General features: G+C 66.2%; 10 protein-coding genes. 7 read left to right on the forward strand and 3 right to left on the reverse strand.

The features are described 5' to 3' along the window. Window positions 1-8 precede the first annotated feature (8 nt). The 3 genes from gltB to ACGHN1_RS01450 form a co-directional block, all read right to left on the reverse strand. Window positions 9-4,637: a glutamate synthase large subunit gene (gene gltB / locus ACGHN1_RS01440; RefSeq protein ID WP_390547698.1), complete on the reverse strand. Its 4,629-nt coding sequence runs from the start codon at window positions 4,635-4,637 to the stop codon at window positions 9-11. A 218-nt stretch (window positions 4,638-4,855) separates the two neighbouring features. Further along, window positions 4,856-5,725 carry a hypothetical protein gene (locus ACGHN1_RS01445; protein ID WP_390547700.1) on the reverse strand — a complete coding sequence of 290 codons (870 nt, stop codon included), beginning with the start codon at window positions 5,723-5,725 and terminating at the stop codon, window positions 4,856-4,858. A gap of 13 nt (window positions 5,726-5,738) precedes the next feature. Beyond that, window positions 5,739-6,986 carry a TIGR04063 family PEP-CTERM/XrtA system glycosyltransferase gene (locus tag ACGHN1_RS01450; RefSeq protein WP_390547701.1) on the reverse strand — a complete coding sequence of 416 codons (1,248 nt, stop codon included), beginning with the start codon at window positions 6,984-6,986 and terminating at the stop codon, window positions 5,739-5,741. Between the two features lie 89 nt (window positions 6,987-7,075). Between ACGHN1_RS01450 and ACGHN1_RS01455 the strand changes: the two genes are divergently transcribed. The 7 genes from ACGHN1_RS01455 (at window position 7,076) to ACGHN1_RS01485 (ending at window position 14,590) form a co-directional block, all read left to right on the forward strand. Next, the gene (locus tag ACGHN1_RS01455; protein WP_390547702.1) at window positions 7,076-7,255 is read left to right on the forward strand and encodes a hypothetical protein; all 180 of its coding nucleotides are present in this window, start codon (window positions 7,076-7,078) and stop codon (window positions 7,253-7,255) included. Then, complete coding sequence (locus tag ACGHN1_RS01460) at window positions 7,248-8,636, forward strand: putative O-glycosylation ligase, exosortase A system-associated (protein ID WP_390547704.1); 1,389 nt, start codon at window positions 7,248-7,250, stop codon at window positions 8,634-8,636. The genes ACGHN1_RS01455 and ACGHN1_RS01460 overlap by 8 nt, the downstream gene beginning before the upstream one ends. A gap of 115 nt (window positions 8,637-8,751) precedes the next feature. Next, on the forward strand, window positions 8,752-9,201 hold the full coding sequence (locus ACGHN1_RS01465) for a MaoC family dehydratase (protein WP_390547706.1): 450 nt from the start codon (window positions 8,752-8,754) through the stop codon (window positions 9,199-9,201). A gap of 95 nt (window positions 9,202-9,296) precedes the next feature. Next, complete coding sequence (locus tag ACGHN1_RS01470; protein ID WP_390547708.1) at window positions 9,297-10,475, forward strand: acetyl-CoA C-acyltransferase; 1,179 nt, start codon at window positions 9,297-9,299, stop codon at window positions 10,473-10,475. A gap of 244 nt (window positions 10,476-10,719) precedes the next feature. Next, window positions 10,720-11,163 (forward strand): hypothetical protein, encoded by a 444-nt coding sequence (locus ACGHN1_RS01475; protein WP_390547710.1) that lies wholly within the window; start codon window positions 10,720-10,722, stop codon window positions 11,161-11,163. A gap of 110 nt (window positions 11,164-11,273) precedes the next feature. Then, window positions 11,274-13,268, forward strand: a complete 1,995-nt coding sequence (locus tag ACGHN1_RS01480) for a TonB-dependent receptor family protein (RefSeq protein WP_390549727.1) — start codon at window positions 11,274-11,276, stop codon at window positions 13,266-13,268. A gap of 11 nt (window positions 13,269-13,279) precedes the next feature. Next, window positions 13,280-14,590, forward strand: a complete 1,311-nt coding sequence (locus tag ACGHN1_RS01485; RefSeq protein ID WP_390547711.1) for a PepSY-associated TM helix domain-containing protein — start codon at window positions 13,280-13,282, stop codon at window positions 14,588-14,590. The last annotated feature ends 37 nt before the right edge of the window (window positions 14,591-14,627 follow it).

Consider the following 14,627-nt stretch of genomic DNA (forward strand, 5'->3'; position numbering starts at 1 on the left):
GTTTCGCATCATTCGGCCGCTTCCATGGCGTGTTCCTCCCGCTCCGCCTCTAGAGCCTTGAGCGCCTTCTCGTAATCGCGCGGCATGACCTTGCGGAACTGGCCCAGCGCGTTGTCCCAATCGCCGAGCAGCGCCTCGGCCCGCGCCGACCCGGTGTGCAGCAGGTGCCGCTCGACCAGGATGCGCAGCCGCTCGGCATCGTGATAGAGCGGATCGCCCATGCCGGAATGATCGACACCGTTGCCGCGCTGCTGCGGACGCCCGGTGCCCTCGTATTCGTCTCGGCGGTTCTCGATGGCGCGCACTTCGACCTGGGCCGGATTGACCCGCTTATCGAAATCGCCCTCGGGATCGTAGACATAGGCGATCCCGCCGCTCATGCCCGCGCCGAAATTGCGACCGGTGCGCCCGAGGATGCAGACCACCCCGCCGGTCATGTATTCGCAAGGGTGGTCGCCGGTGCCCTCGACCACAGCGATGGCTCCCGAGTTGCGCACCGCGAAGCGCTCGCCCGCGACACCGGCGAGATAGGCCTCGCCCGCGACCGCGCCGTAGAGCACGGTGTTGCCGACGATGATGTTGTCGTCGGACGTGCGCGGCGCATCCCGAGGCGGCTTCACGACGATGCGCCCGCCCGAGAGGCCTTTGCCGACGTAATCGTTGGCATCGCCGGTGAGATCGAGCGTGACGCCGTGGGCCAGCCAGGCACCGAAGCTCTGCCCGGCGACCCCGTTCAACGCGATCCGCACGGTGTCGGCGGGCAAGCCGGCATGGCCATGCGCCGCGGCGATCCGGCCAGAGAGCATCGCACCTACCGAACGGTTGACGTTGCGGATCGCTCGCTCGAGCACCACTGGCTCGCGCCGCTGGATCGCGGGGGCGCAGGCCTCGATCAATTCGTTGTCCATCGCCGCGCCGAGACCGTGGTCCTGATCCTGCGTGTGCCGCAGCGGCCCGTCCGGACGAACATTGGCGAGCAGGCGGGAGAGGTCGACCCCGTGCGCTTTCCAGTGGCGGCGCACGCGGCGCATGTCGATCCGGTCGACGCGGCCGATCATCTCCTCGACCGTCCGGAAGCCCATCTCCGCCATCAGCCCGCGCAGTTCTTCGGCGACGAAGAAGAAATAGTTGATCACGTGTTCGGCCGTGCCGGTGAAGCGTTTCCGCAGCTCGGGGTCCTGCGTCGCCACGCCCACCGGGCAGGTGTTGAGGTGACATTTCCTCATCATGATGCAGCCCGCCGCGATCAGCGGGGCGGTGGCGAAGCCGAATTCGTCCGCGCCGAGCAGCGCGGCGACGGCGACGTCGCGCCCGGTCCTGAGGCCCCCGTCTGCCTGCACCGCGATACGGCTGCGCAGATCGTTGAGGAGCAGCGTCTGCTGGGTTTCTGCGAGGCCGATTTCCCACGGACTGCCGGCATGGGTGAGGCTGGTGAGCGGCGAGGCGCCGGTGCCGCCCTCGTAGCCGGAAATGGTGACGTGGTCCGCCTTGCATTTGGAGACGCCGGCGGCGACCGTCCCGACCCCGACCTCGCTGACCAGCTTGACCGAAATGCGCGCGCCGGGCTGGACGTTCTTGAGGTCGTGGATCAGCTGCGCGAGGTCCTCGATCGAATAGATGTCGTGATGCGGCGGCGGGCTGATCAGCCCTACGCCCGGTGTCGAGTGGCGCACCGCGGCGATCGCCTTGTCGACCTTGTGGCCGGGTAGCTGCCCGCCTTCGCCGGGCTTCGCGCCCTGCGCCATCTTGATCTGGATGTCGTCGGAATTGACCAGATATTCCGTCGTCACGCCGAAGCGCCCGGATGCCACCTGCTTGATCCGGCTGCGCATCGAATCGCCGTTGTCGAGCGGCGCGAAGCGATCGGGTTCCTCGCCGCCCTCGCCGGTGTTGGAGCGCCCGCCGATGCGATTCATGGCGACGGCGAGCGTGGTGTGCGCCTCGCGGCTGATCGAACCGAAGCTCATCGCTCCGGTGCTGAAGCGCTTGACGATTTCGGCCGCGGGCTCGACGTCGTCGAGAGCCAGCGGCTGCTCGGCCTTCTTCAGCTCCATCAGCCCGCGGATCGTCAGCAGGCGCTCGCTCTGGTCGTTGATCGCTCTGGCGAAGGCTTCGTAATTGTCCGCCCGCTCGCCGCGCACCGCATGCTGGAGATTGGCGACGGTTTCCGGCGTCCAGGCATGGTCCTCACCGCGCAGGCGATACTGGTAGATGCCCCCGACATCGAGCATGTCCTTGTAAAGCGGGCTGTCGCCGTAAGCCTGCGCGTGGCGGCGCACCGCCTCTTCCGCGACCTCGGTCAGGCCCACCCCCTCGATGGTGGTAGAGGTGCCGTCGAACCAGGCGTCGACGAACTCGCTCGACAGGCCGACCGCGTCGAAGATCTGCGCCCCGCAGTAGGACTGGTAGGTCGATATGCCCATCTTGGACATGACCTTGAGAATGCCCTTGCCCACGCCCTTGACGTAATGGTCGCGCACCGCGACCGGATCGAAGTCGGGAAACTTGACCGCGCGCAGCTCTTCCAGAGTCTCCAGCGCGAGATAGGGATTGATCCCTTCGGCACCGTATCCCGCCAGCGCGCAGAAATGATGCACCTCGCGCGCCTCGCCGGTCTCCACCACGAGTCCGGTCTGCATCCTCAGGCCCTGGCGGACGAGCTGGTGATGCACCGCGCTGGTGGCGAGCAGCGCCGGCATCGGCACCCGGTCCGGCCCCTGTGCGCGGTCGGACAGGATCAGGATGTTATGATCCTGCAGCACCGCCTCGGTCGCCGCCCAGCACATTTCCTTGAGCGCCTGGGCCAGCCCCTCCGCGCCGGTGGCGGCGTCCCAGGTGCAGTCGATCGTCGCAGTGCGGAAGGCCCCGTCGAGCGCGAGTTCGACCGAGCGGATCTTGGCCAGATCCTCGTTGGTGAGGATCGGCTGGCTGACCTCGAGCCGCTTATGCAGGCCGGCGTCGCGGCCGAGCAGATTGGGGCGCGGGCCGATCATCGACAGCAGGCTCATTACCAATTCCTCGCGGATCGGATCGATCGGCGGGTTGGTCACTTGGGCGAAGTTCTGCTTGAAGTAATCGTAGAGCAGCCGCGGTCGGTTGCTGAGCACCGCGATCGGCGTGTCGGTGCCCATCGACCCGACCGGATCGCCGGTGCCCTGGGCCATCGGCTCGAGAAAGCGGGTGAGGTCCTCCTGCGTGTAGCCGAAGGCCTGCTGGCGCTCGAGCAGCGAGGTTTCGGCCACGGGAATTTCCGACAGTTCGGGCTCGATATGCTCGATATCGGCGAGGGTGTACTGCGCGGCATCGAGCCAGTCCTGATAGGGATGGGCCCCGGCGAGGTCGGCCTTGAGCTCCTCGTCCTCGATGATGCGCCCCTGCTCGAGGTCGATCAGCAGCATCTTGCCAGGCTGCAGCCGCCACTTGCGGACGATGTCCTCCTCGGCGATGTCCAGCACCCCGCTCTCGCTGGCGAGGACCAGATGATCGTCCTTGGTCACGCAGAAACGCGCGGGCCTCAGGCCGTTGCGGTCGAGCGTCGCGCCGATCTGACGCCCGTCGGTGAAGCACACCGCCGCCGGCCCGTCCCACGGCTCCATCAGCGCCGCGTGGTACTCGTAGAAGGCGCGCCGTTCGGGATCCATCAGATCGTTGCTGCCCCAAGCTTCGGGGATCAGCATCATCATGGCGTGGGCGAGGCTGTATCCACCCGCCAGAAGCAGTTCGAGCGCGTTGTCGAGGCAGGCGGTGTCCGACTGGCCGTGCGGGATCAGTGGCCACATCTTGTCCAGATCGACGCCGAGCAGCTCACTTTCCATCGTCCGCCGGCGTGCATGCATCCAGTTCACGTTGCCGCGCACCGTGTTGATCTCGCCATTGTGCGCGGTGAAGCGATAAGGGTGGGCAAGCCGCCAGCTGGGGAAGGTGTTGGTCGAAAAGCGCTGATGGACGAGGCCGAAGGCGCTCTGGCAGTCGGGATCGCGCAAATCGTCGTAGAACGTGCCGACCTGATTCGCCAGCAACAGCCCCTTGTAGACGATGGTGCGGCTCGAAAAGCTCGGGATATAGGCTTGCGGCAGGCCGGGAAGATCGTGCTTGTCGGCAAGTTTGGCGAGCGGGTTCAACGTCTGCTTGCGGATGACGATCAGCTTGCGTTCGAAGGCGTCGACATCGGGACAATTGGCTCCGCGCGCGACCACGCACTGGCGCATCACCGGCATCGATTCGATCACCGCTTCGCCCAGCCCGTCGAGCGTGGTCGGCACGTCGCGCCAGCCGATCACGCGCTGCCCTTCCTTGGCGACGAACTTTTCCAGCTGTTCGGTAACGAAATCCGCTGCTTGGGCGTCTTGCGGCAGGAAGCACTGCGCCACGGCGTAATGCCCGGGGTCGGGCAAATCGACGCCTGCGTCCCGCGCCCAGTTGCGGAACAGGAGATCCGGCATCTGGAGCAGGATCCCGGCCCCGTCGCCCAAGAGCGGATCGGCACCGACCGCGCCGCGATGATCGAGATTGCCGAGAATTTCGAGCGCCCGGGAAACGATCGCGTGGCTCTTGCCACCCTTGATATGCGCGACCATGCCGACGCCGCAGGCGTCGTGCTCGTTGCGTGGATCGTAAAGGCCGGTGGGCGGCGTCACTGTTGCTCCCTCGGGCGATCCCGCCCGGCAAGCCCTTTCCTTAGACCCGCCGGACACGACCGGATTGGCGGCGCCGGTCAGGGCGCTGCGCGAATTGCGTGAAGACCCTTCATGACGAGAGGGATCGCGCATTGCAACTGCGAAGAAAGCAATAATTTTACCAAGCCGAGCGAGGTCTGCGATATTTCCTTACATCCTCCGGTCAGAAACGGACCGGATCAGCCATCCCGGCCGAGACGGGAAAGCTTGTCCAGCGCTTCGCGCAACTGGGCCTGCGGGTTCAGATTCGGGTGCGTCTCGTCCATGGCGACATTCGTGCCTGCTGAATCGCGGCGAAGGAAGGTCACATTTCCCGGGCTTTCGGTAGGCTCGTTGCCCGATTGGGCGAATCTACGGCGATAATCCTCCAGAGCGACCTCCAGTCTCGATCCGAGTGCGGCGAGATCGTCGTCCGCGGCGGGTGCGGAAAAAGGAGCATCCGCTTCGGATGGCGATCCGTAGTCTTCGGTTGATGGCGGTTCGGCGGCGAAGAACTCGTCCGGTATGTCGTCGGCAGGGGCAGTCTCTTCTTCAAAGGCGCCGCTGTCTTCTCCAAGCGCCACCTCGACTTCCGGTACCGGCTCGTCCAGCGGCGCGGGGTCCTCCTGCAGGGCCGGTTCGGGTGCCGGGGCGTCGGCGATTGCCGGTTCCTCGGGAGCGGGCGAACCGAAGTCGACCGCCAGATCCTCGCGCACCAGCAGCGGGCGGCGGCGCGTTTCGGGTTCGGCCTTCGGTGTTTCGGGCGCGGGAAGCTCGACCTCCTCGCGGTCGCTGCCCGGATTTTCGTCGCGCGAGGCGCGACCGGCGACCAGCAGGCCGAGCAGCGCGCCCACCATCGCCGCGGCGATGCTGATGGTGAGGCGTGCGGTGTCGCCCAACGGCGGGGCCGCACTTGGCAGGAAGCTCGCGAGGCCTGACGCCTGCGCGGCACGCTCGAGCACGCCGGCCGGCAGGACGAAGGTGCCGAAGCCGAGCAGGGCGGCAAACCACAACGCGACCACGAAGCGGAAGGCCGGATGGCTCGAAAGCGGCTTGTTACCGTGCGACATGATTTTCGAATTCCTACCCGTTGCGCGAATACCCGACGGGCGAGGCCGCCGGGGTTTCCGGCGGATCACCTAGCAGGCGTTGGTAAACGGCGCGATAACGCTCGACATTGCGCGCCCAGTCGTGCGCACGCGCGACATGGTCCCGCGCGGCGTCGCGCATCTTTCCCCAGCCCCCCGGCGCATCGAGCAAATCCGCCAACGCGGCGGCGCTCGCCACCGGATCGTCGGGCGCGAACAGCACGCCGGTGCGCCCGTCTTCGATCAATTCGCGGTGACCGCCGACATCGGAGGCGGCGACCAGCCGCCCTTGTGCCATCGCCTCCAGCGGCTTCAGGGGCGTGACGAGATCGGTCAGCCGCGATTTCTTGCGCGGATAGGCGAGCACGTCGATCAGCGAATAGTAGCGCTCGACCTCGGCATGCGGGACGCGGCCTGTGAAGACAATCGCATCATCCACCGGGGATGCCGCCGCCTGCGCGCGCAACCTATCCTCGACCGGACCCCCGCCGACCAGCAGCAGCTTCGCGCCGGGATGCCGTTCGCGAAGCCGCGGCATCGCGGCGACGAGATCGTCGAGACCTTCGTAGTCGTAGAAACTGCCGATGAAGCCGATGATCGGTCCCTCTGCCAAACCGAGCGTGTCCGCCAGCGCCCCATCGCGTTCCGGCGGCTCTCCGAACAGCGACAGATCGACTCCGTTGGGGGAGAGGCCGATCTTCTCCGCATCGTGACCCCGTGCGATCAGATCGTCGCGCAAGCCCCGGGCGATGGTGAAGACCGCGTCGGCGCCCGCCACCGCGCGGTTTTCCAGCATGCGCGTCAGCCGGTATTTCGCCGTGCCGACGCGCCCGGTCCCGTTGCCGACCGCGGCGTCCTCCCAGAAGGCGCGGATTTCGTAGACCAGCGGCACTCCGGTACGCCGGGCTGCACCCAGCGCCGCCATGCCGCAGATCGCCGGGGAATGGGCGTGAAGGATGTGGGGGCGCCAGTCTTCGACCACCCGCTCGATGGCGCGGCGAAAATCCTTGATCGCACGCCATTCGCGCAGGCCCGGCGGACCCGAAACCGCCGTTCCCGTGCGGTGGAAGGTCAGGCCGTCGTGCTCCTGCATATCGGTCTCGCCGGCATGGTAGAGGGGCCCGGTCACACCGCGCACCGACAGCCCGCTCGCCACCTGCGCCTTCATGATGGCGCGGGTGCGGAAGGTATAGCCGCTGTGAAGCGGCAGCGAATGGTCGAGGACGTGCAAGACGCGGATCATGGGCCTATGCTCTGCCACCAGAGGTTTAACGCCGCGTCAACCACGCCGCTGGTAGGCCGGATGTCCACACCGCCCCACGGGATGCGCACTTGATCGACTATTTCGCCCTGGCCCTGACGCACGGCCTGCTCGTGATCGCCCTGCTGCGCCTTGCGCGACGGAGCGATCTCGACAGCGAGGGCGAGTTTGTACCCTCGGACGATTTCGGCGACGATGCGGAGGCGGAAACCCGCCGCGAGGCCAGGCAGAGGCGCCGCAACCGTGCTTGACTTGGCGCTCTTCGCCTTCGTCATGGGTATCCTCGCGCTCGGGATCACGCGCCCGTTCCTTTGGGTGCTGGCCTATGTCTACATCGATATCCTTGCCCCCCAGAAGATCGGCTGGACGCTGACACCCGCGCTGCCGATCTCGCTGATCGCCTTCGTCGCGGCCTTCGCCGGCTGGCTCTTCGTCGACAACAAGCGCGACCTCAGGGCGCATTACCGCCAGGGGCTGATGGTGCTGCTGCTGCTCTATTGCTGGTACACCACCAGCCTTTCGCAATTCCCGCTCGACGCGGCGCACAAATGGAGCTGGGTGTGGAAGGCGCTGGTTTTCGCGATCTTCCTGCCCTTCACGCTCACGACCCGACTCCGGATCGAGGCGGTGGTGCTGACGATCGTTCTGACGCTGGGGGCAATCGTGATCGCCACCGGGCTCAAGACGGTGGGCGGCGGGGGCGGCTACGAAAACCTCTATTTCTTCGTCAACGACAACTCGGGCATCTACGAAAGCTCGACCCTTGCCACGGTGGCGATCGGGTCGATCCCGCTCATAGTGTGGCTGATGAAGCACGGCACGGTGTTCCCACCCGACTGGCGCGTGAAACTGTTCGGCTGCGCGCTGATCTTCGCCTGCCTGCTGATCCCGGTGGGGACCGAGGCGCGCACCGGGCTGCTGTGCATCGCGGTGCTGGCGGTGCTCAGCCTGCGCAGCGTCAAGAACCGGATCGCCTATATCGTCGCGGCGGGGCTTCTCGGCGTGCTGGCGCTGCCGTTCCTGCCGCAGACCTACTACGAGCGGATGGCGACGATCGGCTCGGCCGAGGGGGATGAGAGTGCCTCCACCCGCGTGGCGGTGTGGCAATGGACGCTCGATTTCGTCGCGGAGAATCCGATGGGCGGCGGATTCGACAGCTACCGCGCCAATTCCTTCACCTACGAGATGCCCGTGCGTACCGAGGCGGGCAACACCGCCGCGGTTCAGTATGTGGAAGTTACCGACAAGGCGCGGGCCTTCCACTCGGCCTATTTCGAACTGCTCGGCGAACAGGGTTATTTCGGCTTCGCGATCTGGCTACTGCTGATGCTATCGGGGCTGGTGCAGATGGAACGGCTACGACGCCGGTACCGCCAGCGCGACGGCCCTGGCGATGCCAGCATCGCGCAGCTCGCCACCGCGCTGCAGTCGGGGCTGGTGATCTATCTCGTCGGGGCGACCTTCCAGGGGATCGGCTACCAGCCGGTAGTGTTCCTCTTCCTCGGCCTGCAGGTTGCGCTGTGGAACTGGTGCCGCCGCCGCGATGCCGAAACAGACGCCGCACCGCGCCGGCACGGCGTCTCCCGCGGCGTCGGGAACGCCTCGCCCCGTCCCGATCCCGCCATGCCGTAACGGCGGCACCGCGCCGGTTGCGCGGGTCGGTTTCGTCCGCCATGAAAGCGCCGATCCGCGCGGCCCGGAGTCGCGCGCAGCCCCGCATTTCAGGCCCGTATTTCAGGAGAGCGACATGACCCCGCAGGAAGTGGCAGAGAAGACCGGCGAGACCATCGGCACCAGCGAATGGGTGGAGATGAGCCAGGAGCGCATCAACCAGTTCGCCGAGGCGACCGGCGATCACCAGTTCATCCACATCGACGAGGAAAAGGCCAAGATGACGCCGTTCGGCGGGACCATCGCTCACGGCTTCCTGACGCTGTCGATGATCCCCTATCTCAGCGCCAATTCGGACCTGCCGAAGGTCGACGGCGTGAAGATGGGCGTCAATTACGGGGGCAACAAGACGCGCTTCATCTCGCCCGTCAAATCCGGCAAGCGCATCCGCGGCCATTGGAAGCTGCTCGAACTGGTCGAGAAGCGCCCGGGCCAGTGGCAGCAGACCCACGAGATCACCATCGAGATCGAAGGCGAGGACAAGCCCGCCCTGATCACCGAATGGATCATGCAGTTCTTCGTGTAGCCGTCTTCCCGGACTTGATCCGGGATTGCACGCCACCACGTTTGACATAGCTGAGACAGATCCCGGCGCTCGCCGGGGCGACGAAAGGTTCAAAAATGCGCGACGCAGTCATCGTTTCCACCGCCCGCACCGCCATCGGCCGCGCCTACAAGGGCGGGTTCAACGACACCAAGGGACCGACGCTCGGTGCCTATTCGCTCAAGCCCGCAATCGAGCGCGCCGGGATCGAGCCCGGCGAGGTCGACGACGTGCTGTGGGGCGCCGCGCTCCAGCAGGGCACGCAGGCCGGTAATCTCGCCCGCCAGGTCGCGCTGCGCGCCGGCTGCCCGATCGGCACTAGCGGCATGACCATCGACCGCCAGTGCTCATCGGGCCTGATGAGCATCGCCACCGCGGCGAAGCAGATCATTACCGACCGGATGGATGTGGTCGCCGCGGGCGGCCAGGAATCGATCAGTCTGGTGCAGACGAAGGACATGCGGGTGATGCCCGATCCCGAGCTGATCGCGATGCACGGGGCGATCTATATGCCCATGCTCCAGACCGCCGAGACGGTTGCCCAGCGCTACGGCATTTCGCGCGAGGCGCAGGACGAATACGCGCTCCAGTCGCAGCAGCGCACCGCCAAGGCCCAGGAAGAGGGCCGCTTCGACGACGAGATCGTCCCCGTCTCCACCACCCACAAGGTGCAGGACAAGGAGACCGGCGAGATTTCGGACCGCGACGTCACCATCGACAAGGACGAAGGCAACCGGCCCGAAACCACGCTGGAAGGGCTCAACAGCCTCAAGCCGGTGATGGGCGAGGGCACCACGATCACGGCGGGCAACGCCAGCCAGCTTTCCGACGGTTCCTCGGCCAGCGTGCTGATGGATGCCAAGCTGGCCGAGAAGCGCGGCCTGACTCCGCTCGGCCGCTATGTCGGCATGGCGGTCGCGGGCACCGAGCCCGACGAGATGGGCATCGGGCCGATCTTCGCCATTCCCAAGCTGCTCGAGCGGTTCGACCTGAAGGTCGACGACATCGGCATCTGGGAGCTGAACGAGGCCTTCGCCGTGCAGGTCATCTATTGCCGCGACAAGCTCGGCATCGACAACGACAAGCTCAACGTCTCGGGCGGCTCGATCTCGATCGGCCACCCCTACGGCATGACCGGCGCGCGCTGCACCGGCCACGTCCTCCTCGAAGGCAAGCGCCGCGGGGCGAAATACGGCGTCGTCACCATGTGCGTGGGCGGTGGCATGGGCGCGGCCGGACTGTTCGAGATCTTCTGATCGACCGGCAAACCCAATCGGGGAAGGGCGGCCGGGGCAATCCTGGTCGCCCTTTCCATGTATAACCTCGCTCAACGTCCAAAGACGCTGCTGCGGTCCGGCGCGAACCAGCCAATGGTGGCGGTTTCGATGATCGCCTTTCCTGCAGTCCATCGGTTTCGTGGTGACGTAACCCCGGTCGCAGAGTAGGGCCGCCGACCTGATGATCCCGTCGAGCCATATACGGCGATCGCCGCCCTGGAGGATGCTCGTCCTCCTGCTGCTTGCGCTCGGGATCAACGCGCTGGCCCCTGCCGGGCATATGATCGCGCCCGGCGAGCACGGCCTGCCGACGGTGAGCGTTTGTCCCGAGACCCATCCGCTGGTCCGGGCCATCGCCGCCTCGCGCGAGCAACATGCGATGAAGGGCCACTCGCGGGCGGATCATGCCGGCATGGACCATATGACGGATGCTCATGCGCGAATGGGCCATGCGGATGAGGGGGACGAGCGCTCGTCCGCAACCCCAGACGAGGATTGCGCGCTGGCGGGCGTGGCGCAGCTCGCCATTCAAACGATCGGCGACGATTTGCTGGCGGAGGAGATGGCTTACGCCGTCCTCATCGGCCTCGCGTCGAACCGGCCCCTTGCGCTCCGCCCGCCGACCTATCTGCGCCCGCCCTTGCGGGGACCACCTTCGGCGATCTGATACCGCCACTCCATTCAGATCACGCGCGCTGCACCCGGGCAGGATAGCCCCCTCGCGCCGCGCACCGGAGAATTGTTGTGAAGATTTCCCATCTTGCCTTGGGCGCGGCCATGCTGGCCGGCGCCTCGCCCGCCTTTGCGGACACCGAAGAGACATCTGTCGACGCAACCCCAGACACCGCCTCGCCGAACGATCGCGACCGCACGATCATCGTGACCGGAGAGCGCGCTGCCAACGAAGCAGAGGAACGGGCTGCGCAAACCCCCGGCGGCACCGATGTCGTCACCTACGACGAGTATGCCGACAAATCGCTCATGAGCCTGCGCGATGCGCTGGCCTTCTCGCCCGGGGTCTACCTCCAGCCGCGCTATGGGCAGGAAGTGCGCATCTCGATCCGCGGCTCCGGCCTCTCGCGCGGCTTCCACATGCGCGGGCTCACGCTGTTGCAGGACGGCGTGCCGATCAACCTCGCCGACGACAACGGCGATTTCCAGGAGCTGGAGCCCATCTTCTTCGAATATCTCGAAGTCTATCGCGGCGCCAACGCGCTGCGCTTCGGGTCGGGCACGCTAGGCGGCGCGGTCAACGGCGTGACCCCTACGGGCGAGACCGCAGCGGGCCTCTATCTGCGCGGCGATGTCGGCAGCTTCGAAACCTATCGCGGACTGGTGTCCTACGGCGTGCAAAGCGGACCGGGCGATGCCTGGGCGGCGATCAGCTACGACAATTCGAACGGCGATCGCGACCATGCACAGCGCAATTCGCTGCGCTTCCATGGCAATGTCGGTCTGCAGATCGCCAACAATATCGAGAACCGCTTCTACGCCAGCGTCAACTCGATCGACCAGGAGATACCCGGTGCGCTCGATCTTGCCACGGTGCTGAACGCACCCCGGACGGGCAATTTCGTGGGCGACCAGGCACGCGATATCGACTCGATCCGGCTGCAGAACCGCACGCGGTTCTCGTTCGCCGGAGGGCAGTTCGACGTGGGCGGGTTCGTCAACGCCAAATCGCTCTATCACCCGATCTTCCAGGTGGTGGATCAGGAATCGACCGATCGCGGCGTTTACGCGCGGTTCGACTACGCGACCGGCCCGTTCGAAGTGACCTTGGGGGGCGAGACACGCTTTGGCGACACCAAGGCCAAGCGCTTTGTAAACCTTAACGGCGCGCGCGGCGCACCGACCTTCGATGCGGACCAGCGCGCCTCGACGTCCAACATCTATGGCGAGGTCCGTTTCCGCCCGATCGAGCCGTTGCAATTGATCGCGGGCGCGATCTACGCCGATGGTTTCCGCGAGCAGCGCGAGCTGTTCAACAGCTTCGCGGGCGGGGCGACCGGAATAACCGGGCGCGCCGAATTCGACGGGTTCTCACCCAAGTTCGGCGTGCTGTTCGAAGCGAACGAGAACATCCAGTTCTTCGCCAACTACAGCCGGTCGGTCGAATTTCCCGGCTTCATCGAGGTGGCGCAGATCGCCAGCTTCGTGAGCCTCGATCCCCAGCGCGCATGGACCGCCGAGATCGGTACGCGCGGGCGCGCCGGGATCGTCGAATGGGATCTTGCCGCCTATCGCGCCGATATCGAAGGCGAGCTGTTGCAGTTCAATGTCGGGCCGGACATCCCGGCCTCGACCTTCAATGCGGATGAGACCTATCACCAGGGTATCGAAGCGGCGCTCTCGATCGATCTCGCGCCGTGGGCACGCCTGCGGCAGGTGTACACCTACAGCGACTTCCGGTTCGAGGATGACCCGCAATATGGCGACAATCGCCTGCCGGTGGTGCCCGAGCACGTCTATCGCGCCGAACTGCGCCTCGGGACGGACACGCTGCATATTGCGCCCAACGTCGAATGGGTGCCCGACGGGCCCTTCGCCGACTACAGCAACACCTTGCAGGTCGATGGCTACGCGCTGGTCGGGATCACCGCCGGAGCTACGGTGGCGGAGGGGATCGACCTGTTCGTGGATTCCCGCAATCTCTTCGACGAAAAGGCGGTGGGCGACATCAGCGCCGCGATCACCGCCACCCCCGCCTCGGCGATCTTCTATCCGGTCGAGCGCCGCGCCGTCTTCGGCGGCATGCGGGCGCGGTTCTAGGAGGCGCGACGATGGCCGATACCGCGACCTATCGCACCGTCTGGCGCTGGCATTTCTATGCCGGGCTGTTCGTGCTGCCCTTCGTGCTGCTGCTGTCGATCAGCGGCGCGATCTATCTGTTCAAGCCGCAGATCGACCGGTGGGAGGAGCGCGATTATCGCGGCCTCGCGCTGGAGGGCGCAGTATCGGCCGACCGGCAATTGGAGGCGGCCAAGGCCGCCTTCCCCTCCGCGTCGTTTCATCATTATCGATTGCCCGAACATTCCGGCGATGCTGCGATGGTGCAAATGGGCCTGCCCGACGGCTCGCTGGTCGAAGTGTTCGTCTCGCCACAGGCTCAGGTGCTCGGGACGCTGGATCCGGCGGATCGGATTTCCAACATCGTGGCGCGCTTTCACGGCTCTCTGATGATGGGCGACTGGGGCGACCGGTTGGTGGAGCTGGCGGCGAGCTGGACCATCGTGATGATCCTGACCGGGCTCTACCTGTGGTGGCCGAGGCCGTTTCGCGCGGGAGGAACGCTGTGGCCGCGCTTCTCGCTCAAAGGGCGAGCGCTGATGAAGGACCTCCATCGGGTGACAGGCTTCTGGATCGCGGGGCTGGTGCTGCTCATGCTCGCCAGCGGACTTCCCTGGGCGGGGACCTGGGGCAGCGCCTTCGCTTGGGCTCGGGCCGAACTCGGGCTCGTCGAGGGCGTCCAGGAATGGAGCACCGGAGCCGAGGAAGCCGCCGTCGCGACGCCGGTCGGGCACGATCACGGCGCAGAGCCGCAGGCCATGCCAGCACCCGGATTGCCTGTCCGATCCCTGCCGCTCGCCGCTTTCGTCCAGCGTGCGGAAGCGGAAAACATGGCCTTCCCCGCGCTTGTCCTGCCGCCCCACGCGCCGCAACGCTTCGGCCCGCCGACCGGCGATGTCTGGACGGTGAAGTCGGAAGCGCAGAACCGCCCGCTCGTCCGCGCCGTCACCTACGATCCGCGGACCGGGGCCGAGCTTTCGCGCAGCGGCTTCGCGGACAAGCATCCGATCGACCGGGCGATCAACATCGGCATCGCCTGGCACGAGGGGGCGCTGTTTGGTCTCGCCAATCAGATCATGGGTCTGCTCGTTGCGCTGGCGCTCGTCGCCCTGTCCGTGCTCGGCGTGGCGATGTGGTTGAAGCGCAGGCCGAGGGGCCAATCGGGTACGCCCAGCCAGGGCAGGGGCGTCTCCCGCAAATTCGCCCCCATCATCCTTGTGCTGGCGCTGCTACTGCCGCTGTTCGGGCTATCTTTGATCGCGATTTACCTGATCGACCGGGTCCGGACAGTTCTCGTGCGATAGCGATGGGAGGCCGCCGAACATCGTGATCGCGCCTGTT

The sequence above is a fragment of the Qipengyuania sp. MTN3-11 genome (assembly GCF_042851825.1).
Lineage (GTDB): Bacteria > Pseudomonadota > Alphaproteobacteria > Sphingomonadales > Sphingomonadaceae > Qipengyuania.